An 18,748-nucleotide genomic window follows, 5' to 3' on the forward strand; every position below is an offset into this window, starting at 1 on the left:
GCGGCGCCCGGGGGCGAGGGTGGGGGCATGGCACACGTACTCGTCACCGGTGGAACCGGTTTCCTCGGCGCGCACACCGTCGCCCGGCTGCTGGCCTCGGGCCACTCGGTGACCACCACGGTCCGGTCCGCGGCCCGGCGCGGCGACGTCGAGTCCATGCTCGCGGTGGCCGGGGTCCCCGGTCCGACGGCGCTCTCGTACGTCGAGGCGGACCTGACCCGGGACGAGGGCTGGGCCGCGGCCGCGGTCGGCGCCGACTACGTCCTGCACCTGGCCTCGCCGTTCCCCGCCGCCGCCCCCCGGCACGAGGACGACCTGATCGTCCCCGCGCGGGACGGCGCGCTGCGGGTGCTGCGGGCGGCGCGGGACGCCGGGGTGCGCCGGGTGGTGCTCACCTCGTCGTTCGGCGCCGTCGGGTACGGCCACCCGGCCCGGGGGCGGGTCTTCACGGAGGCCGACTGGACGGACCTCGACGGGCCGGGCGTCACCCCCTACGTCAAGTCCAAGACCCTCGCCGAGCGGGCCGCGTGGGAGTTCGCCGCCGAGGGGCGGGGCCCGGAGCTGACGGTGGTCAACCCGGTCGGGATCTTCGGACCGGTCCTGGGGCCGGACTACTCCAGCTCGATCCGGATCGTCCACGCGATGCTCGGCGGCGCCCTGCGGGCCGCGCCGCCCGTCTGGACCAACACCGTGGACGTGCGCGACGTGGCCGACCTGCACGTCCGGGCGATGACCGCGCCCGGGGCGGCCGGGCAGCGCTACCTCGCCCTGGCCGGCGAACCCGTCTCCTTCCACCGGATCGCGGCCGTCCTGCGCGCCCGCCTCGGCGACGCCGCGGCCGGTGCCCCCACCCGCACCGCGCCGGCCTGGCTGCTCCGCGCGCTGGCCGTCGTCAACCCGGGGCTGCGGGAGCTGGCGCCGCAGCTGGGCGTGGTGCGGCGGGCCGACAACAGCAAGGCGCGCACCGAGCTCGGCTGGGCCCCGCGCGGCAACGAGGACGCCGTGGTCGCCACCGCCGAAAGCCTCCTGCGGCTCGGCCTGGTGGCCCGCTAGCGTCGGGGCATGAACCCGATGCCGGACACCCTCGGCGACTTCCTGCGCTCCCGGCGCGCCCGGCTCACCCCGGAGCGGGTCGGGCTGCCGCCGGGGGAACGGCGCCGGGTCGCCGGCCTGCGCCGCGAGGAGGTCGCCCAGCTCGCGGGCATCAGCCCGGAGTACTACCTGCGCCTGGAGCAGGGCCGCAACCGCCACCCCTCCGACCAGGTCCTGCACGGCCTGGCCGCCGCGCTGCGGCTGGACGGGGAGGCCGCGGCCTACCTGCACCGGCTGGCCCGCCCCGCCGCGCCCGCCGCCCGCCGCCGCCCCGGGGCCGCCCCGCCGGACGCGGACCTGCAGGCGCTGCTGGACAGCTGGCCGGCCACGCCCGCCTACGCCCAGGCCGCCTCGGGGCGCGTCGTGGCCGCGAACCGCCTCGCCACCGCCCTCTGCCCGTTCTTCGCCGTCGGCGCCGACCCGCTGCGCGCCGCCTTCCTCGAACCGGGGATGCGCCGCCTGTACCCGCAGTGGGACGACATGACCGCCAAGGCCGTCTCCGGGCTGCGCGCCGCCCTCGCCCTCGACGACACCGACCCCGGGCTCCTGGAGACCATCGACGAACTCACCGCCGCCAGCGAGCGCTTCCGCACCCTGTGGGCCCGGCGGGAGGTCCGCCGCCGCACCGTCGGCCGCACCCGGTTCCGGCACCCGGTCGTCGGCGCGCTGGACCTGCGCTACGAGAAGCTGCTGCGCCCCGACGCCCGGCAGCTCCTCGTCGTCTACCGCGCCGACCCCGGCACCCCCAGCGCCGAACGGCTGGAGCTGCTCGGCCGTTGCAAGGCCGACCGGACCGGCCCCGGGGCCTCAGCGCAGCGTGTTCGCGGCGGCGACCGCGCGGAGGACCGCGGCCGCCTTGTTGCGGCACTCGGTGTCCTCCGCGTGCGGGTCGGAGTCGGCCACCACGCCCGCACCGGCCTGGACGTACGCCGTGCGGTCGCGGATGACCGCGGTGCGGATGGCGATGGCGGTGTCGGAGTCGCCCGCGAAGTCCAGGTACCCGACGCAGCCGCCGTACAGGCCGCGGCGGGTGGGTTCGAGCTCCTCGATGATCTGCATGGCGCGCGGCTTGGGCGCGCCGGAGAGGGTGCCGGCCGGGAAGCAGGCGGTGAGCACGTCGAGCGCGCTGCGGCCCTCGGCGACCTCGCCGGTGACGGTGGAGACGATGTGCATGACGTGGCTGTAGCGCTCGATGGTCATGAACTCCACCACCTCGACCGAGCCGGGCGCGCAGACCCGGCCGAGGTCGTTGCGGCCGAGGTCGACCAGCATCAGGTGCTCGGCCCGCTCCTTGGGGTCGGCGAGCAGCTCGGCGGCCAGCTCGGCGTCCTCGTGCGGGGTGGCGCCGCGGTGCCGGGTGCCGGCGATGGGGTGCAGCATGGCCTCGCCGCCGGCCACCTTGACCAGCGCCTCGGGGCTGGAGCCGACCACGTCGAAGCCGCCCTCCGCGCCGCCGTCCGGGCCGGGGAAGCGGAACAGGTACATGTAGGGGCTGGGGTTGGTGGTGCGCAGGACGCGGTAGACGTCGAGCGCGGAGGCCGCGCAGGGCGCCTCGAAGCGCTGCGAGGGGACGACCTGGAAGGCCTCGCCGGCCCGGATCCGCTCCTTCACCACCTCGACGGCCTTGCGGTACGGCTCGCCGCCGAACGGCGAGCGCGCGTCGACCGCGGTCGGGGTGTACGTGGCCAGCCCGGGGTCGACGGGGCGGCGCAGGTCGGCCTCCATCGCGTCGAGCCGGGCGACGGCGTCCGCGTGCGCCTCGTCGACGCCGGTGGCCAGGTCGTTGTGGTTGACCGCGTTGGCGATCAGCAGCACGGTGCCGTCGGCGTGGTCGAGGACGGCCAGGTCGGTGGCGAGCAGCAGGGTCAGCTCGGGGAGCCGCAGGTCGTCCGGGGTGAGGTTCGGGAGCTTCTCCAGCCGGCGCACCATGTCGTAGCCGAGGTAGCCGACCAGGCCGCCGGTGAGCGGCGGGAGGCCGTCGTCCGGGTGCCGGGGGGTGTGCAGGGCGGTGAGGGTGGCGCGCAGCACCTCCAGCGGGTCGCCGCTGGTGGGGATGCCCACGGGCGGCTCGCCGAGCCAGCGGGCGCCGCCGTCCTCGCCGACGGTCAGGACCGCGCCGGAGCGCACCCCGACGAACGAGTACCTGGCCCAGCTGCGCCCCTGCTCGGCGGACTCCAGCAGGAAGGTGCCGGGCCGTTCGGCGGCGAGGCTGCGGTACACGCCGATCGGGGTGAGGCCGTCCGCCAGGAGCCGGCGGGTGACGGGAATGACCCGGGTGTCAGCGGCGAGCGTGCGGAAAGCCTCAAGTTCCATGGGGCACCGATCGGATGAGAGGAGCGGACGGGCGGAGTGACGATCGGGGGACAGGCTACTGGGCGAGCGGCAGCACGTCGGCGTCGAAGCAGGTCCGGTCGCCGGTGTGGCAGGCGGCGCCGACCTGGTCGACCTTGACCAGCAGGGTGTCCCCGTCGCAGTCCAGGGCGACCTGCTTGACGTGCTGGACGTGGCCCGAGGTGTCGCCCTTCACCCAGTACTCGGCCCGGCTGCGGCTCCAGTACGTGCAGCGGCCGGTGGTCAGGGTGCGGTGCAGCGCCTCGTCGTCCATCCAGCCGAGCATCAGCACCTCGCCGGTGTCGTACTGCTGGGCGACGGCGGGCAGCAGGCCGTCCGGGGTGCGCTTGAGTCGGGCGGCGACCGCCGGGTCCAGTGCGGTGCTGCCGGGGGCGGCGGGAGTGATCGACATGGCCCCATTCTCGCAGGCCCGACCGGGCCGCCGGACCGTCTCCCGGAACCCGGTCGAAATCACTTCTCCCACCCGGTAGTTTGATCCCCGCCGAAATCCGAAGTGCACGGGGAAATGGGGGGAACGGTCGAATGAGCGCATATCACCGACAACCGCTTCCGGCGGTCGCGTACGGGAATTACCAGCTCCAGAGAACCGCAGGTCAGTACCTTTATCCGGGCGAGCCGATGATCGGCACGTGGGCGGTGGAACTGGACCGTCTACTGCCGCTCTGGTGGGACCGCGACACCGTTCGCGCGGCCGGTTTCGCCCCTCTCGTCTGGACGATGAACTTCTTCAGATCGATCTGGCGCGGCCTGTGGCTGTACTTCCTGCCGCGCTGGGTGGTCGAGGTCTTCGGACCGAGCCGTTACGGGCGCCGCCCCTACGGCCTCTCGCTGACCCGGCGTGCCTACCGGGCGGTCCGCCGCCCGCTGCACGGCGGGTCCTGGCACGGCCCCGAGGGCTCCACCGCCTGGCTGCTGTGGCGGGCCGTGCGCACCACCGCCGGCGAGAAGCTCAAGGCCGACCACGCCCTGTTCACCATGCTGGTCACCGACCGCCGGCTGCTGGTCCTCAGCCGCTGGACCTCGGGCCAGTCCCTCTCCGAGTACCGGACCACCCCGCTGATCGAACTGCCCGCCGGCAGCTGGTGGCTGCGCCCGGACACCCCGAACGACGTCTGGGCCCGGCGGCAGGACCTGCTGTTCGCGGACGGCTCCTGGATCGCGCTGGCCTTCGACAGCGACGAGGACCTCGACGCCTTCCGCCTGGTGGCCGGGGGCCGCTGACCGCCCGCCGGCCGGTCCCCACCCGGGGGTGGGGACCGGCGGCGCGGCGCGGCTCAGCCGAACGCGGTCTGGATCCGCGAGCGGTCCACCCGGTAGGGGGCCGGCTCCTGGTCCGGGCCGACGTCGTTCAGGAACTCCCCCTTGATCGCGTCCTGGTTGGCGTCGCTGTGCCAGGCGTCCTTGGCCACCCCGACCGCCGTCTGCCCGGCCGCCTTGAGGTTGCCCTTGAGCGTGCCGTCGCCGACCTGGACGCCGTCCCGGTCGCCCCCGTCCATGCCCATCCAGTCCTCGACCTGGCCCTGGGACCAGGACTCGGCCTTCTGGGTGCCCTTCTCGACGCCCTTCTGGACGGCCTTGTTGGCGAGATCGGCGATCCGGCTCTCGCCCTCCCCCAGCTCCCGGAGCTTGTTGAAGGAGCTCTCGACCTTCTTCATCCGCTCCATCACCTTGGCGATGTCGCCGAGCTTCCGGGTCGCCTTCACCGCCCGGCCCATCTCCTGCAGGGCCTTGAGCAGTTCCTCCAGCGCCTTCGCCAGCTTGGTGGACACCCGGGCCACCCGGGCCACGAAGACACCGATCTCCGCCTCGTCGATCAGCGCGCCGACCAGCGCGGCCGCGCCGAAGGTGACCACCGAGAGCACCGCCTCCGCGGCCAGCGACACGATCAGCGACTCGATCGCCTCGGTGATGATGTCGATCACCATGCCCTCGGCCGTCGCGCACTCCTGCGCCGCCGAGTTGATGATCCGCGCGGTCTGCATCATCTCCTCGGCGGTCTGGTCGAGCGCGTCCGCGACCTCGCCCATGTGACCGCCGAACGCGTCGCTCGCCGACCCCGACCAGCTCTCCGCGACCGGCACCACGCCCGAGCGCAGCTCGGCCGCCACCGCGCGCACCGCGCTCGCCTGGGCCTGCCACTCCATCGTGGCGCCGTTCAGCTCGTCCAGCTTGCCGGTGACCTTCTCCAGCATGTCCAGCAGCCCGGACGCCTCCAGTGCCTGCACCACCAGGTCGTCGAGCGCCCCGCTCAGGCCGCCCCGCGACTTGTGCTGCGCCTCCTCCAACTGCTGCATCTGCTCCCGGACCTGCGCCCGGGCCCACGCGTACGCCTCGCTCCCCGCGTCCGCAGCCGGACCGACCCCCGACGGCACGTACCCGGGCTGGGCGCCCCGGCCGCCGGTCACCGCCCCCGGGAGGCCGCCCGACCCCGGCTGCACGTACGCGGGCAGGGTGCTCCACCCCTCCGCGCCCGATCCCGGCCGGGCGGTGACCCCGTCGTCCAGCCCGTCCAGCCCGTCCGGCTGGTCCGCCGTCGTCGGCCGCAGGCCCTCCTGCGCGCTCCCGACCACCCCCGCGAGCAGCGGGGCCGGCTCCTCGGCGGACCCGAACACCCGGTCCGCGGCCCAGTCGCCGGCCCGGCCCCCGAAGTTCCCGGCCGCGTTGGTGGCGGCGTTCTGCGCCGCCTCCCGCGCCCCGCCGAGCATCCCGCCGAACCACGTCGTCCGGTCCGCGCCCTCCGGCTCCGCCGCCGCGTCGCCCCCGTCCTCCGCCGGCTGCTGCTCGGCCCCCGACCGGGCCGGCTGCGGCTCCGGAGCCGGGTGCGGCGCCTGCTGCCCGGCGGCCGGCTGCGGCCCGGCCCCGGCCGGTTCGCGCCCGGCCGGATCTCCTCCGGGCGCCCACCGTCGGCGCCGGACCGCTGCCCCCCGGTCCGGCCGGGGCGCCGGGGCCGGCTCCGGCTGCCGCGGCCGGGCGAGGGCCTCCCGCGGGTCGCTCACCGTCGGCCTGCCCGCCGAACCCCCGCTCCGCGAACCGCCGCTGCCGCCGCCGCGCGAACCGCTCCTCGTGGTGTTGGCCATCACCTACCGCCCCCCATGGTGCCGACCACGTGGTCCTCGTGGTCGGTGTAGTTCCGCGACACCCCCGCCAGCCCCTGCGAACTGCCGTCCACCGCACTGCCGATCAGCCCGACGTTCTCCCGGCTGGCGACGGCGTGCTCCTGGTACGCGGACGCCAGGTGCTGGGCGTTCGGCAGGTGCCCGAACGCGTCCGACGAGATGGTGATCGCGGCAGTCGCCTCCGCGATCCGGCCCAACTGCTCGGCCTGCTCGGCCAGCAGCGACGAGTACCGGTCGAGCGCACTGGGCTCGACTCGAAACCCGCTGTCCCCCATGACAGTTGCCCTTCTCCTGTTTCCCGCTGACATCCCTCTGACAGGCCGGTCATCCTACTGATCAGCATGCAAAGGATGAGCAAACGAATGTCCGAAAAGGACTGACGTGGCAGCTGTTGTGCCATCAGAATGTTCTTGGATCAAGGGGGTTGGCATGAGTGGACGACAGAAGGCATTCCTGGCGGGCCTGGTGGCCGCGCTCGCCGTCGTGGCGGCGGTGCTGCTGTGGCCCGAGCCGAAGCGGCCGGCCGCCGCGCCGCCCCCGCCGAGCCCCTCCCCCAGCCCGACCCCGAGCCCCAGCCCGTCGAAGACGTACCCGTACCCGTTCTACCCGCCGGGCACCTGCCTGCTGATGCCGTGGATGAGCGAGGTGAAGGACAGCACCGTCGTCCCGTGCGACCAGCCGCACGACGCCGAGACCACAGCCAACGTCGTGATGCCCGACGGCCTGGCCGACGACCGTTCGATCAACAAGGCCCTGCTGGAGCTCTGCGCCCCTTCGCTCCGGGGGGTGCAGAAGCAGCAGGGCGGCCTGGACCTGTACAACAACAGCCCGATCGTCCCGCTGACGAAGTACTACCAACAGGGTTACCGCGACGCCAGCTGCACCGTGACCGTCAGCAACCAGCAGCGCGACCGCAAGCTGACCGGCCCGCTGCGCTGACCCCGTACGCTGGGCGCATGGTGAGTCTTGTGCAGGGTGAACGGGCCCGGTTGAGTCGGTTGTTGGCGGCGGCGGGGCCGGAGGGGCCGACGTTGTGCGAGGGGTGGGTGACGCGGGACCTGGCGGCGCACCTGGTGGTGCGGGAGGGGCGGCCGGACGCGGCGGCGGGGATCAGGGTGGGGGCGCTGGCGGGGTGGACGGAGCGGGTGCAGGGGAAGGTGGCGGCGCGGGGGTACGAGGGGCTGGTGAAGTCGTTCCGGTCGGGGCCGCCGGCGTGGTCGCCGTTCAACCTGCCGGGGGTGGACGGGGCGGCGAACCTGGTGGAGTTCTTCGTGCACGCGGAGGACGTCCGGCGGGCGGTGCCGTTCGAGCCGGAGCCGGTGGGGGCGGAGCTGGCGGAGGCGCTGTGGCGGCGGGTGCCCGCGGTGGCGCGGTTCGGTGACGCGAAGGCGCCGGTCTCGTTGCGGCTGGTGCACCCGGACGGCCGGGAGGCGCTGGTGCGGCGGCGGGGCGCGCCGGTGGTGACGGTGCACGGGGAGCCGGGCGAGCTGGTGCTGTTCCTGTACGGGCGCGGCGCGCGGGCCGCGGTGGCGGCGGAGGGCGTGCCGGAGGCGGTGGAGACGCTGACGCACGTGCTGCCGCTGCCGGGGGCCTGACGGCGCGTCGGTCCGGCCGGTGCGGCCGGTGGATGTGCCAGCCTGGCCGACAGGCCCCTCCCCCGCACCCGTACCCGCACCCCCTCCCCCGCACCCAGGAGCGCACGAGCATGGTGAGCAGCGACTTCCGCCCCGGTTCGCCGAACTGGATCGGCCTGGGCAGTCCGGACCTCGCCGAGTCCGGGCTGTTCTACGGCTCGCTGTTCGGCTGGGAGCTGGACCCGTCCGGTCCGAACGGCTACGGCCTGTTCCGCCGCGCGGGCCGGACGGTGGCGGGGGTCGGCCCGCTGACGGAGACGGAGGCGCTGCCCGCCTGGACGGTGTACTTCGGCGCGGCGGACGCGGCGGGCGTCGCGGCGGCGGCGGGGCGCTCGGGCGGCACCGTCCGGGTCGGGCCCACCGAGGTGCCGGGGCAGGGCCGGTTCGCGCAGCTGACCGATCCGGCGGGCGGCCGGTTCGCGGTGTGGCAGGCGGGCGGGACGGCGGGGCTGGAGGCGGTGGGCGGCCCGGGCGCGCTGTGCTGGGCCGAGCTGCGCACCTCGGACGCGCCGGGGGCGCTGCGGTTCTACCGGGGCCTGTTCGACTGGCGGAGCCGGGACTCGCAGCTGCCGGGGACGGAGTACACGGTGCTGCGTCCGGCGGACGGCGGGGAGGAGTTCGGCGGGGTCGCGGGGGTGCACCCGCGGGTGGACGTGGGCTGGCTGGTGCACTTCGCGGTGGCGGACGCGCTGCTGGCGACCGACGAGGTGCGGCGGCTGGGCGGGAGCGTGGTGGTGCCGCCGGAGCGGGTGCCGTCGGTGGGCCGGATCGCGGTGCTGGCGGACCCGTTCGGCGCGCAGTTCGCGCTGCTGGAGCCGGAGCCCCGCCGGTAGCGGCGGGGCCGCACCGGCGGGGTCGGGCGGGAGCCCGTCAGCGGACGGGGTGCCCGGTGGCCCGGAGTTCGTCCTTGACCTGGCCGATGGTCAGGTCGCCGAAGTGGAAGACGCTGGCGGCGAGGACGGCGTCGGCCCCGGCGTCGACCGCGGGGGCGAAGTCGGCGAGCTTGCCGGCGCCGCCGGAGGCGATGACCGGGATGGAGACGGCCTTGCGGGCGGCCCGGATCATCTCCAGGTCGTAGCCGTCCTTGGTACCGTCGGCGTCCATCGAGTTGAGCAGGATCTCGCCGGCGCCGAGTTCGGCGGCGCGCACCGCCCACTCGATCGCGTCGAGGCCGGTGCCGCGGCGGCCGCCGTGGGTGGTGACCTCGAAGCCGGAGGCGGTCTCGGTGCCCTCGGGGCAGCGCCGGGCGTCGACCGACAGGACGAGGACCTGGCGGCCGAAGCGCTGCGCGATCTCGCGGACGAGCTCCGGGCGGGCGATCGCCGCGGTGTTGACGCCGACCTTGTCGGCGCCGGCCCGCAGCAGCTTGTCGACGTCCTCGACGGCGCGGACGCCGCCGCCCACGGTGAGCGGGATGAAGACCTGCTCGGCGGTGCGGCGGACCACGTCGTAGGTGGTCTCCCGGGAGCCGGAGGAGGCGGTGATGTCGAGGAAGGTCAGCTCGTCGGCGCCCTGGGCGTCGTAGAGCTTGGCGAGCTCGACCGGGTCCCCGGCGTCGCGCAGGTTCTGGAAGTTGACGCCCTTGACGACGCGTCCGGCGTCCACGTCCAGGCAGGGGATGACGCGTACTGCGAGTGTCACTGCGGGGTGCCTTCCAAAGTACGGGCCAGGCCGGGCCGGTGGGCCTCGACCTCGACCTCGACCATCATCCGGGAGTCGGTCAGGCCCTGGACGACCACCATGGTGGTGACCGGGCGGACCGCGTCGAAGATCTCCTTGTGCGCGCGGCCGACCTCGTCGCAGTCCCGGACGTGGGTGAGGTACATCCGGGTGCGGACCACGTCGGCGGCGGTGAGTCCGTAGCCGTCGAGCGCGTCGAGGGCCGTCCGGAAGGCGGCCAGCGCCTGCTCGTACGGGTCGCCCTCGACGACGGCGTCGACGTCGTCGTAGGCGGTGCAGCCCGCGACCAGGACGAAGTCCCCGGCCACCACCGCCCGGGAGAATCCGTACTGGTCCGCGTAGGGGGAACGTCCGGACGGGCGGGCGGTGGTGGTGGCCGGGGTTTCGTCGGTCATCGGGACACAGCCTCCAGGGCTTCCTCAAGGGTGAACTTCTGCTCGTAGAGCGCCTTCCCCACGATCGAGCCCTCGACGCCCTCCGGCACCAGGGTGGCGATGGCACGCAGGTCGTCGAGGGACGACACGCCGCCGGAGGCGACGACGGGCTTGTCGGTGGCGGCGCAGACCTCGCGCAGCAGCTGGAGGTTGGGGCCGGTCAGGGTGCCGTCGCGGTTGACGTCGGTGACCACGTAGCGGGCGCAGCCCTCGGAGTCGAGGCGGGCCAGCACGTCGTAGAGCTGGCCGCCGTCGCGGGTCCAGCCGCGGCCGCGCAGGGTGGTGCCGACCACGTCGAGGCCCACGGCGATCTTGTCGCCGTGCTCGGCGATGACCTTGGCGACCCACTCGGGGGCCTCCAGGGCGGCGGTGCCGAGGTTGACCCGGGTGCAGCCGGTGGCCAGCGCGGCGGCGAGCGACTCGTCGTCGCGGATGCCGCCGGACAGCTCGACCTTGATGTCGAGGCGGCCGGTGACCTCGCGGAGCAGCTCGCGGTTGCTGCCGGTGCCGAAGGCGGCGTCGAGGTCGACCAGGTGCAGCCACTCGGCGCCGGCGTTCTGCCAGGCGAGGGCGGCGGCGAGCGGCTCGCCGAAGGAGGTCTCGGTGCCGGAGGCGCCCTTGACCAGGCGGACCGCCTGGCCGTCGCGGACGTCGACGGCGGGCAGCAGTTCGAGGCGGTTGGTCATGTTCTGAAGGACTCTCAGTCTTCGGAGGGACGTCAGAGGGTGTCGACCCAGTTGGCCAGCAGGGCGGCGCCGGCGTCGCCGGACTTCTCGGGGTGGAACTGGGTGGCCCACAGCGGGCCGTTCTCCACGGCGGCGACGAAGGGCTGCCCGTGGGTGGCCCAGATCACCTTGGGGGCGCGGATCTTCTCGGAGTGGGTCTCCAGCACCCAGTGCCGCACGCCGTAGGAGTGCACGAAGTAGAACCGGGTGTCGGGGTCCATCCCGGCGAACATCCGGGTGCCCTCGGGGGCGTCCACGGTGTTCCAGCCCATGTGCGGGACGATCGGGGCGTCCAGCGGCTCGACGGTGCCGGGCCACTCGTCGCACCCGGCGGTCTCGACGCCGTGCTCGACGCCCTTCTCGAACAGGATCTGCATGCCGACGCAGATGCCGAGCACCGGGCGGCCGCCGGCCAGCCGGCGCCCGATGACCTGCTCGCCGCGGACGGCCTTCAGGCCGCGCATGCAGGCCTCGAAGGCGCCGACGCCGGGCACCAGCAGCCCGTCGGCGTCCAGCGCCTGCTGGAAGTCCGAGGTGACGGTGACGGTGGCGCCGGTGCGCTCGACGGCGCGCTGGGCGGAGCGCAGGTTGCCGGAGCCGTAGTCCAGCACCACGACGTTCTTGGACATCGGTGGGGTCTCCTAGAAGCGCAGGATGCCGGCGGCCAGGCACATGACCGAGGCGAAGCCGAGGACGAGGACGACGCTCTTGGGCTTCTCCTGCTTCCAGAACGACCAGACGCCGGTCGCGAAGAAGATCCCGAGGAAGATCAGGACCGTCGCCATCAGAGCGCGCCCTTGGTGGACGGCAGGATGCCCTCGGCGCGCGGGTCGCGCTCGGAGGCGTAGCGCAGCGCCCGGGCGAGCGCCTTGAACTGGCACTCGACGATGTGGTGGGCGTTGCGGCCGTACGGCACGTGCACGTGCAGGGCGATCTGGGCCTGCGCGACGAAGGACTCCAGGATGTGCCGGGTCATCGTGGTGTCGTACGAGCCGATCATCGGGGCCATGTTCTCGGGCTCGGTGTGCACCAGGTACGGGCGGCCGGAGAGGTCGACGGTGACCTGGGCCAGCGACTCGTCCAGCGGGACGGTGCAGTTGCCGAACCGGTAGATGCCGACCTTGTCGCCGAGCGCCTGCTTGAAGGCGGCGCCGAGCGCGAGGGCGGTGTCCTCGATGGTGTGGTGGGTGTCGATGTGCAGGTCGCCCTCGGTCTTGACGGTGAGGTCGAAGAGGCCGTGGCGGCCGAGCTGGTCGAGCATGTGGTCGTAGAACCCGACGCCGGTGGAGACGTCCGTCTTGCCGGTTCCGTCGAGGTCGATCTCGACCAGGACGGAGGTCTCCTTGGTGGTGCGTTCGACGCGGCCGATGCGGGACATGCGGGTTACAGCTCCTTGGTTGCAAGCGAGACGGCGCTCAGGAACGCGTCGTTCTCGGCGGGGGTGCCGGCGGTGACGCGCAGCCAGCCGGGAACGCCGTTGTCGCGGATCAGCACGCCCTGGTCGAGGATCGCCTGCCACACCGCGTGGGTGTCGGCGAAGCGGCCGAACTGGATGAAGTTGGCGTCGGAGTCGGTGACGTCGAGGCCCAGCCCGCGCAGGGCGGTGACCACCCGGTCGCGCTCGGACTTGAGCCGGTCGACGTAGCCGAGCAGGGTGTCGGTGTGCTCCAGGCAGGCCAGCGCGGTGGCCTGGGTGACGGCCGACAGGTGGTAGGGCAGCCGGACCAGCTGCACCGCGTCGACCACGGCCGGGTCGGCGGCGAGGTAGCCCAGCCGCAGTCCGGCCGCGCCGAAGGCCTTGGACATGGTGCGGCTGACCACCAGGTTCGGGCGGCCCTCCAGCAGCGGCAGCAGCGAGGCGCGGTGCGAGAACTCGACGTACGCCTCGTCGACCACCACCATGCTGGGCCCGGCGGCCTGGGCGGCCTCGTACAGGGCGAGCACGGTCTCGGCCGCGACGGCGGTGCCGGTCGGGTTGTTGGGCGAGCAGACGAACACCACGTCGGGGCGGATCTCGGCGATCGCCGTGCGGGCCGCGTCCAGGTCGATGGTGAAGTCGGCGTTGCGCGGGCCGGAGACCCAGCCGGTGCCGGTGCCGCGGGCGATCAGGGCGTGCATCGAGTACGAGGGCTCGAAGCCGATCGCGGTGCGGCCGGGCCCGCCGAAGGTCTGCAGCAGTTGCTGGAGCACCTCGTTGGAGCCGTTGGCGGCCCACACCTGCTCCTTGGCGACGGCGAAGCCGGTGGTGTCGCTCAGGTACGCCGCCAGGCCGGTGCGCAGCTCGACCGCGTCCCGGTCCGGGTAGCGGTTGAGGTGGCGGGCGGCCTCGGCGACCCGCTCGGCGATCCGGGCCACCAGCGGCTCGGGCAGCGGGTACGGGTTCTCGTTGGTGTTGAGCTGGACGGGCACGTCCAACTGCGGTGCGCCGTACGGGGACTGGCCGCGCAGCTCGTCGCGGACGGGGAGGTCGTCGATCTTCGTCACGCGCCGGGTACCGTCCAGTCGCTGTGCCAATTCTGTTCATCTCCGATGAAACGGGCCTTGACGGCGTCGCCGTGACCGGGCAGGTCCTCGGCCTCGGACAGGTTGACCACGTGCGCGGCGATGCCGGCCAGCGCCTCGCGGTCGTACTCGACGACCTGGACGCCGCGCAGGAAGGTCTGCACGGACAGGCCGGAGGAGTGGCAGGCGCAGCCGCCGGTGGGCAGCACGTGGTTGGAGCCGGCCGCGTAGTCGCCCAGCGAGACCGGGGTGAAGCGGCCCAGGAAGATCGCGCCCGCGTTGCGGACCCGCTCGGAGACGGCGTGCGGGTCGGCGGTCTGGATCTCCAGGTGCTCGGCGGCGTAGGCGTTGACCACCGCGAGGCCCTGCTCCAGGTCGTCGACCAGGATGATGCCGGACTGCGGGCCGCCGAGCGCCTCGGCCACCCGCTCGGAGTGCTTGGTCCGGGCGACCTGGGTCTTGAGCTCGGCCTCCACCGCGTCGGCCAGCAGGGGCGAGGCGGTGACCAGCACCGAGCCGGAGGTCGGGCCGTGCTCGGCCTGGCTGATCAGGTCGGCGGCGACCTCCGCGGCGTCCGCGGTGTCGTCGGCGAGGACCATGATCTCGGTCGGACCGGCCTCCGAGTCGATGCCGATCCGGCCCGCGAACAGGCGCTTGGCGGCGGCGACGTAGATGTTGCCGGGGCCGGTGACCAGGTTGACCGGCGCGCACTCCTCGGTGCCGAGCGCGAACATCGCCACCGCCTGGGCGCCGCCGACCGCGTACACCTCGTCGACGCCGAGCAGCGCGCAGGCGGCCAGGATGGTCGGGTGGACCCGGCCGCCGAAGGCCTTCTGCGGGGGCGAGGTGACGGCGATGCCGGCCACCCCGGCCTCCTGGGCGGGCACCACGTTCATCACCACGGAGGACGGGTAGACCGCGAGGCCGCCGGGCACGTACAGGCCGACCCGGTCGACCGGCACCCAGCGCTGGGTGACGGTGCCGCCGGGCACCACCTGCGTGGTGCGGCCGACCCGGCGCTGGTCGGAGTGGACGGCGCGGGCCCGGCGGATCGACTCCTCCAGCGCGGCGCGGACCTTCGGGTCCAGCTGCTCCAGGGCCTCGGCGATCTGCCCGGCCGGGACGCGGGTGGACTCCAGCCGGACGCCGTCGAAGCGCTCGGTGATCTCGATCAGCGCCGCGACCCCGCGATGGCGGACGTCCTCCGCGATCGGCCGGACCTTCTCCAGGGCGGCTTCGACGTCGAACTCGGCACGGGGCAGCACGTCTCGCGGGTCCGTGGAGGAGCCGCGGAGGTCGATTCGAGAGATCACAGGGCCAAGTGTAAGGAGTGGCGAAAACCCACAGCCCGGCATTTCAGTCCGTGATACGAAAGGTGGGACGAAGCCAAGATCATCGGGGGGCGCGGTGGAGCAGGCACCGGACGACTGGACCGACACCGAGCGCGGCCTGTGGGACGCCTTCCGGCACGGCGAGGTGTACGACCTGCGGGCCGGGGACGGCCCCGTCGAGCTGCTGCTCCCCGCCCCCGCCGGGCACGCCGTCCGCCCCGAGGGGGACGGGGGGCACGGCCCGGACGACCCGTTCACCGCCGAGGACTGGGGCCCGGAGCGCACCGTCCGGGCCGAGGTGATCGCCCGGCTGCTGCTGCACGGCCCCGAGGCCGCGCCCGGCAAGGTCACCGCGCTCAAGCTCACCGGCGCCCGGATCACCGGCGAGTTCACCCTGGCCGGCGGCCGGATCGGCTGCTACGTCGAGTTCCAGCTCTGCCGCTTCGAACGCAAGCTGCTGCTCTCCGAGGCCACCGCCGGCACCCTGCGGATCGTCTCCTGCGCCCTGCCCCGGCTGGAGGCCTCCCGGCTGGCCAGCGAGGGCGACGTCCACCTGGCCCGCTGCGGCATACCCGACGGCATCCGGCTCACCGACGCCCGGATCGGCACCGACCTGCTGCTCAACCAGTCCGCCGTCGGCCCCGACGCGTACGGGCGGGCGGTCTCCGCCGACGGGATCGCGATCAACCAGGACTGCGAGGCCGAACGCCTCGACCTGCTCGGCGAGCTCAGCCTGCGCTCGGCCCGGATCGGCGGGCGGCTCTCGCTGCGCGGCGGCACGCTGCGGGCCGTCGGCGCCCACAACCCGAACGCGGTCAACGCGGCCCGGATGACCGTCGGCCACACCCTGTACCTGTCCGGCTCCGAGGACGCCAACTGGACCGGCTCGCGCAGCGTCTACGGCTCCGGCTACGGCGAGTCCACCTTCACCGGCGCCTACGCGGCCACCACCCACACCCCCTTCCGCTCCTGGGGCAGGATCCGGCTCTCCGACGGCCGGTTCGACAACGCCGTCCTGATCACCGCCGCCGAGTTCCACCTCGGTGAGGACGAGGAACTGGCGCTCAGCCGGATCCAGACCCCCGAACTGCGCTTCACCTGCGACACCCCGCCCACCGGCGCCGTCAGCCTCAACCGGGCCCGGATCGGCAACCTGGTCGACGCCCCCTCCGCCTGGCCCACCGCGCACCACGTCTCGCTCACCGGCTTCACCTACGAGTCGCTGCGCCCCGCCCGCCCCTTCCCGCTGGAGCGCCGGATCGCCTGGGTCGACTCCGGCCCGGAGTTCCGCCCCGAGGCGTACGAGCAGCTCGCCGCCGCCCTGCGCCGCGACGGCGCCGACGAGGACGCCCGCACCGTCCTGTACGCCAAGCAGCGCCGCCGCCGACGCACCCTGCCGCTGCCCGGCCGGATCTGGGGCCACCTCCAGGACGCCGCCATCGGCTACGGCTACCGCCCCGGCCGGGCCGCCGCCTGGCTGGTGCTGGCCTGGGCGCTGGGCACCGCGTACTTCGCCGCGCACGAGCCCGCGCCGGTCAAGGCCGACGAGAAGGTGCTCTGGAACCCGGCCCTGTACGCGGCCGGCAAGGTCCTCCCGCTGGTCGACCTGGGCCAGAACGGCTGGAACCCGGACCGCCCCGGCCAGTGGGTCGCCACCGCCCTGGTGCTGACCGGCTGGGTGCTCGCCACCACCACCGTGGCGGGCGTCACCAGGCTGCTCCAGCGCGGCTGACGCCCCCGGCGGCGGACGACCGCGGCGCGGCGGCGGCCCGCGGCCAACTACGCTGTCCGCCGTGACTGATCGGCTCCCGCTCTTCCCGCTCAACACGGTCCTGTACCCGGGCCTGGTGATGCCCCTGCACGTCTTCGAGGAGCGCTACCGCCACCTGGTCGCCGACCTGCAGAAGCTGCCCGAGGACGAGCCGCGCCGCTTCGGCGTGGTCGCCGTCAAGGACGGCCGGGAGACCGCGCCCGTCCGCGAACTCGACGAACCGGCAGGCCCGTTGGACGGCATCGGGACGCCCGGCGGCGACCCGCTGGAGGCGCTCTACCCGGTCGGCTGCGTCGCCGACATCGCCTCCGTCCGGGACCAGCCCGAGGGCCGCTACGAACTGCTCGTCACCGGCACCACCCGGTTCCGGCTGCGCGCCCTGGACGCCACCGGCCCCTACCTGGTCGGCGAGGTCTCCGTGCTGCCCGAGGAGTCCGGCGAGGGCTCCGGCGCGCTGGCCGCGGGCGTCGAGCGCGCCTTCCGCACCTACCAGAAGCGCCTGGCCGGGGCCCGCGAGGCCTCGATCAGCGGCGAGCCCGAGCTCCCCGACGACCCGCAGGTGCTCTCCTACCTGGTCGCCGCCGCCACCTCGCTGCCCACCAAGGTCAAGCAGGAGCTCCTCGCCTGCCCCGACACCGCGCAGCGGCTCACCCGCGAGCTGGCCCTGCTCCGCCACGAGAGCGCGGTCCTCGCGAAACTGCCCTCGCTGCCCGCCGTCGACCTCACCCGCCAGGCGTTCAGCCCCAACTGAGGACCGCGCCCGACAACCGCACCGGGGGCCGCGCCCCGGGAGCACGGAGGACCACCCCCTTGGCCAGGAAGAAGACCGCCGGCGGCACCCCCGCCACCGTCGCGCTGGACACCGCCGGCGTCCCGTTCACCCTGCACGAGTACGCCCACGACCCGGCCGCCGCCTCCTACGGCACCGAGGCCGCCGAGGCGATGGGCGTCTCCCCCGGCCGGGTCTTCAAGACGCTGCTCGCCGAGGCCGACGGCGCGCTCGCCGTCGCCGTCGTCCCGGTCTCCGGCCGGCTCGACCTGAAGGCGCTCGCCGCCGCGCTCGGCACCAAGCGCGCCGTGATGGCCGACCCGGCCGCCGCCGAGCGCTCCACCGGCTACGTGGTCGGCGGCATCTCCCCGCTCGGCCAGCGCCGGAAGCTGCGCACCGTCGTCGACTCCGGTGCCCTCGACCACCCGACCGTCTTCGTCTCGGCCGGCAAGCGCGGCACCGAGGTCGAACTCGCCCCGGCCGACCTGGTCCGCCTCACGGCCGCGCTCACGGCGCCCATCGCCAAGGACTGAGGGCGGCGGCGCGGCGCGCTACTCGGCGGCCGGGGGCTCCTGCACCGGCTTGCGGAGCTGCACCGGCTCCGGCTCCTGCTGCCCCGGCTGCTGCTGCCCCTGCTGCTCCGGCTCCGGGGAGACCGGCTTCTGCAGCGACGGCCCCTGCTGCCCCGGCTCCTGCCCCGGCGCCTGCACCGGCCCCGGGGTGGCCCAGTACGGGGGCCGGTCGGGCTCGCGCTTGCCGAAGGTCGCGGAGAGGAACAGCAGCACGATCATGGCCGTCATCGGCCAGACCATCAGCGCCCCCTTCGCGGTGAGTTCGAGCGGGCCGTCGAAGGTGCCGCCGTCGCCGACGGCGCGCGCGTGGGCCCGCAGGTCGCTGGTGGCGCCCAGGTGGATGCCGAGCTGCCAGGCGATGACCGAGCCGAGCAGGCCGCCCGCGGCCAGGCCGACGGCGACGGCGATGCCGCCGCTGCGGGCCCTGGTCCACAGGAAGGCGCCCAGCGAGGTGAGCAGCCCGAAGCCGAGGCCGAGCAGCGAGAAGACGCCGACCGAGCCGATCAGCTCCTCGCCCTCCGGGTCCCGGTACAGGATGTGGTTGTCCTGGACGGCGTAGCCGACCCGCGGCGCGAGCCAGAGCCAGAGCAGCCCGAGGACGGCGCCGAGGACCACCCCGGCGCCGGTGATGACCGCTCCGATCCGCAGTTCGGGGCCGAGCGGCGGCCGCTGGGCGCGGGCGGGCGGCTGCGGCGGCGGGAAGACCGGCGGGTAGGGGTCCGGCCCGGGCGTGCTGCCCGCAGGTGTGTTCGGTACGGTCACGGTCCCAT

21 protein-coding genes and 1 pseudogene are annotated in these 18,748 nt (G+C 74.3%); 9 read left to right on the forward strand and 13 right to left on the reverse strand.

Translation table 11 applies throughout. The annotated features are described in order from the left end of the window. Positions 1-27 precede the first annotated feature (27 nt). Positions 28-1,053: an aldehyde reductase gene (locus tag HUT16_RS08795; protein ID WP_176187084.1), complete on the forward strand. Its 1,026-nt coding sequence runs from the start codon at positions 28-30 to the stop codon at positions 1,051-1,053. Between the two features lie 18 nt (positions 1,054-1,071). After that, positions 1,072-1,851, forward strand: a pseudogene (locus tag HUT16_RS08800) (helix-turn-helix domain-containing protein); the annotation flags it as partial. A gap of 48 nt (positions 1,852-1,899) precedes the next feature. On the opposite strand, the gene HUT16_RS08805 reads toward HUT16_RS08800, so the two are convergent. After that, positions 1,900-3,405: an anthranilate synthase component I gene (locus tag HUT16_RS08805; protein WP_176187086.1), complete on the reverse strand. Its 1,506-nt coding sequence runs from the start codon at positions 3,403-3,405 to the stop codon at positions 1,900-1,902. A gap of 55 nt (positions 3,406-3,460) precedes the next feature. Then, positions 3,461-3,835, reverse strand: coding sequence for a phosphoribosyl-AMP cyclohydrolase (gene hisI, locus HUT16_RS08810; RefSeq protein ID WP_176187088.1), 375 nt, complete (start codon positions 3,833-3,835; stop codon positions 3,461-3,463). 326 nt (positions 3,836-4,161) lie between these two features. On the opposite strand from hisI, the gene HUT16_RS08815 reads away from it, so the two are divergent. Continuing rightward, on the forward strand, positions 4,162-4,665 hold the full coding sequence (locus tag HUT16_RS08815) for a hypothetical protein (RefSeq protein WP_176187090.1): 504 nt from the start codon (positions 4,162-4,164) through the stop codon (positions 4,663-4,665). A gap of 53 nt (positions 4,666-4,718) precedes the next feature. Here HUT16_RS08815 and HUT16_RS08820 read toward each other — a convergent pair whose 3' ends face one another. Then, entirely contained in the window at positions 4,719-6,440 is a 1,722-nt protein-coding gene (locus tag HUT16_RS08820) for a WXG100 family type VII secretion target (RefSeq protein ID WP_176187092.1), read from the reverse strand. 80 nt (positions 6,441-6,520) lie between these two features. Then, positions 6,521-6,835 carry a hypothetical protein gene (locus HUT16_RS08825; RefSeq protein ID WP_176187094.1) on the reverse strand — a complete coding sequence of 105 codons (315 nt, stop codon included), beginning with the start codon at positions 6,833-6,835 and terminating at the stop codon, positions 6,521-6,523. Between the two features lie 154 nt (positions 6,836-6,989). On the opposite strand from HUT16_RS08825, the gene HUT16_RS08830 reads away from it, so the two are divergent. From HUT16_RS08830 to HUT16_RS08840, 3 genes are all read left to right on the forward strand, one after another. After that, positions 6,990-7,499, forward strand: a complete 510-nt coding sequence (locus tag HUT16_RS08830; protein WP_176187096.1) for a septum formation family protein — start codon at positions 6,990-6,992, stop codon at positions 7,497-7,499. A 17-nt stretch (positions 7,500-7,516) separates the two neighbouring features. Further along, positions 7,517-8,155 carry a TIGR03085 family metal-binding protein gene (locus HUT16_RS08835; RefSeq protein WP_176187098.1) on the forward strand — a complete coding sequence of 213 codons (639 nt, stop codon included), beginning with the start codon at positions 7,517-7,519 and terminating at the stop codon, positions 8,153-8,155. A gap of 110 nt (positions 8,156-8,265) precedes the next feature. Then, the gene (locus tag HUT16_RS08840; protein ID WP_176187100.1) at positions 8,266-9,027 is read left to right on the forward strand and encodes a VOC family protein; all 762 of its coding nucleotides are present in this window, start codon (positions 8,266-8,268) and stop codon (positions 9,025-9,027) included. 37 nt (positions 9,028-9,064) lie between these two features. Here HUT16_RS08840 and hisF read toward each other — a convergent pair whose 3' ends face one another. The 8 genes from hisF to hisD are packed head-to-tail and all read right to left on the reverse strand — an operon-like array spanning position 9,065 to position 14,848. After that, positions 9,065-9,835, reverse strand: coding sequence for an imidazole glycerol phosphate synthase subunit HisF (hisF, locus tag HUT16_RS08845; RefSeq protein ID WP_176187102.1), 771 nt, complete (start codon positions 9,833-9,835; stop codon positions 9,065-9,067). Next, positions 9,832-10,269, reverse strand: a complete 438-nt coding sequence (locus HUT16_RS08850; RefSeq protein ID WP_176187104.1) for a RidA family protein — start codon at positions 10,267-10,269, stop codon at positions 9,832-9,834. Before HUT16_RS08850 ends, hisF begins: the two co-directional genes overlap by 4 nt. Next, positions 10,266-10,994 (reverse strand): bifunctional 1-(5-phosphoribosyl)-5-((5-phosphoribosylamino)methylideneamino)imidazole-4-carboxamide isomerase/phosphoribosylanthranilate isomerase PriA, encoded by a 729-nt coding sequence (gene priA, locus HUT16_RS08855; RefSeq protein ID WP_176187106.1) that lies wholly within the window; start codon positions 10,992-10,994, stop codon positions 10,266-10,268. The genes HUT16_RS08850 and priA overlap by 4 nt, the downstream gene beginning before the upstream one ends. A 32-nt stretch (positions 10,995-11,026) precedes the next feature. Further along, positions 11,027-11,662 (reverse strand): imidazole glycerol phosphate synthase subunit HisH, encoded by a 636-nt coding sequence (hisH, locus tag HUT16_RS08860; RefSeq protein ID WP_176187108.1) that lies wholly within the window; start codon positions 11,660-11,662, stop codon positions 11,027-11,029. 12 nt (positions 11,663-11,674) lie between these two features. Beyond that, positions 11,675-11,818: a hypothetical protein gene (locus HUT16_RS08865; protein WP_176187110.1), complete on the reverse strand. Its 144-nt coding sequence runs from the start codon at positions 11,816-11,818 to the stop codon at positions 11,675-11,677. Then, a complete protein-coding gene (hisB, locus tag HUT16_RS08870; RefSeq protein ID WP_176187112.1) occupies positions 11,818-12,411 on the reverse strand; it encodes an imidazoleglycerol-phosphate dehydratase HisB in 594 nt (197 codons plus the stop codon). Before hisB ends, HUT16_RS08865 begins: the two co-directional genes overlap by 1 nt. A 5-nt stretch (positions 12,412-12,416) precedes the next feature. Next, positions 12,417-13,517 (reverse strand): histidinol-phosphate transaminase, encoded by a 1,101-nt coding sequence (locus tag HUT16_RS08875; protein ID WP_176187114.1) that lies wholly within the window; start codon positions 13,515-13,517, stop codon positions 12,417-12,419. Next, positions 13,514-14,848, reverse strand: a complete 1,335-nt coding sequence (gene hisD / locus HUT16_RS08880) for a histidinol dehydrogenase (RefSeq protein ID WP_176187116.1) — start codon at positions 14,846-14,848, stop codon at positions 13,514-13,516. Before hisD ends, HUT16_RS08875 begins: the two co-directional genes overlap by 4 nt. A 94-nt stretch (positions 14,849-14,942) precedes the next feature. On the opposite strand from hisD, the gene HUT16_RS08885 reads away from it, so the two are divergent. The 3 genes from HUT16_RS08885 to ybaK all read left to right on the forward strand — a co-directional run bounded on the left by HUT16_RS08885 (position 14,943) and on the right by ybaK (position 17,939). Then, complete coding sequence (locus tag HUT16_RS08885) at positions 14,943-16,598, forward strand: oxidoreductase (RefSeq protein ID WP_176187118.1); 1,656 nt, start codon at positions 14,943-14,945, stop codon at positions 16,596-16,598. A gap of 61 nt (positions 16,599-16,659) precedes the next feature. Continuing rightward, positions 16,660-17,388 carry an LON peptidase substrate-binding domain-containing protein gene (locus HUT16_RS08890; protein ID WP_176187120.1) on the forward strand — a complete coding sequence of 243 codons (729 nt, stop codon included), beginning with the start codon at positions 16,660-16,662 and terminating at the stop codon, positions 17,386-17,388. A 59-nt stretch (positions 17,389-17,447) separates the two neighbouring features. Beyond that, positions 17,448-17,939, forward strand: a complete 492-nt coding sequence (gene ybaK, locus HUT16_RS08895) for a Cys-tRNA(Pro) deacylase (protein ID WP_176187122.1) — start codon at positions 17,448-17,450, stop codon at positions 17,937-17,939. Between the two features lie 18 nt (positions 17,940-17,957). Here the strand turns inward: ybaK and HUT16_RS08900 are convergent, their stop codons facing one another. Continuing rightward, complete coding sequence (locus HUT16_RS08900) at positions 17,958-18,740, reverse strand: hypothetical protein (protein ID WP_176187124.1); 783 nt, start codon at positions 18,738-18,740, stop codon at positions 17,958-17,960. Between the last annotated feature and the right edge of the window lie 8 nt (positions 18,741-18,748).

The organism is Kitasatospora sp. NA04385, assembly GCF_013364235.1.
Taxonomy (GTDB): Bacteria; Actinomycetota; Actinomycetes; order Streptomycetales; family Streptomycetaceae; genus Kitasatospora.

What these genes read in the sequence shown, in the direction of transcription:
- HUT16_RS08795 (WP_176187084.1), top strand. Translation starts at nt 28, where the DNA reads ATGGCACACGTACTCGTCACCGGTGGAACCGGTTTCCTCGGCGCGCAC.
- HUT16_RS08805 (WP_176187086.1), bottom strand. Translation starts at nt 3,405, where the DNA reads ATGGAACTTGAGGCTTTCCGCACGCTCGCCGCTGACACCCGGGTCATT.
- hisI (WP_176187088.1), bottom strand. Translation starts at nt 3,835, where the DNA reads ATGTCGATCACTCCCGCCGCCCCCGGCAGCACCGCACTGGACCCGGCG.
- HUT16_RS08815 (WP_176187090.1), top strand. Translation starts at nt 4,162, where the DNA reads ATGAACTTCTTCAGATCGATCTGGCGCGGCCTGTGGCTGTACTTCCTG.
- HUT16_RS08825 (WP_176187094.1), bottom strand. Translation starts at nt 6,835, where the DNA reads ATGGGGGACAGCGGGTTTCGAGTCGAGCCCAGTGCGCTCGACCGGTAC.
- HUT16_RS08830 (WP_176187096.1), top strand. Translation starts at nt 6,990, where the DNA reads ATGAGTGGACGACAGAAGGCATTCCTGGCGGGCCTGGTGGCCGCGCTC.
- HUT16_RS08835 (WP_176187098.1), top strand. Translation starts at nt 7,517, where the DNA reads ATGGTGAGTCTTGTGCAGGGTGAACGGGCCCGGTTGAGTCGGTTGTTG.
- HUT16_RS08840 (WP_176187100.1), top strand. Translation starts at nt 8,266, where the DNA reads ATGGTGAGCAGCGACTTCCGCCCCGGTTCGCCGAACTGGATCGGCCTG.
- HUT16_RS08850 (WP_176187104.1), bottom strand. Translation starts at nt 10,269, where the DNA reads ATGACCGACGAAACCCCGGCCACCACCACCGCCCGCCCGTCCGGACGT.
- priA (WP_176187106.1), bottom strand. Translation starts at nt 10,994, where the DNA reads ATGACCAACCGCCTCGAACTGCTGCCCGCCGTCGACGTCCGCGACGGC.
- hisH (WP_176187108.1), bottom strand. Translation starts at nt 11,662, where the DNA reads ATGTCCAAGAACGTCGTGGTGCTGGACTACGGCTCCGGCAACCTGCGC.
- HUT16_RS08865 (WP_176187110.1), bottom strand. Translation starts at nt 11,818, where the DNA reads ATGGCGACGGTCCTGATCTTCCTCGGGATCTTCTTCGCGACCGGCGTC.
- hisB (WP_176187112.1), bottom strand. Translation starts at nt 12,411, where the DNA reads ATGTCCCGCATCGGCCGCGTCGAACGCACCACCAAGGAGACCTCCGTC.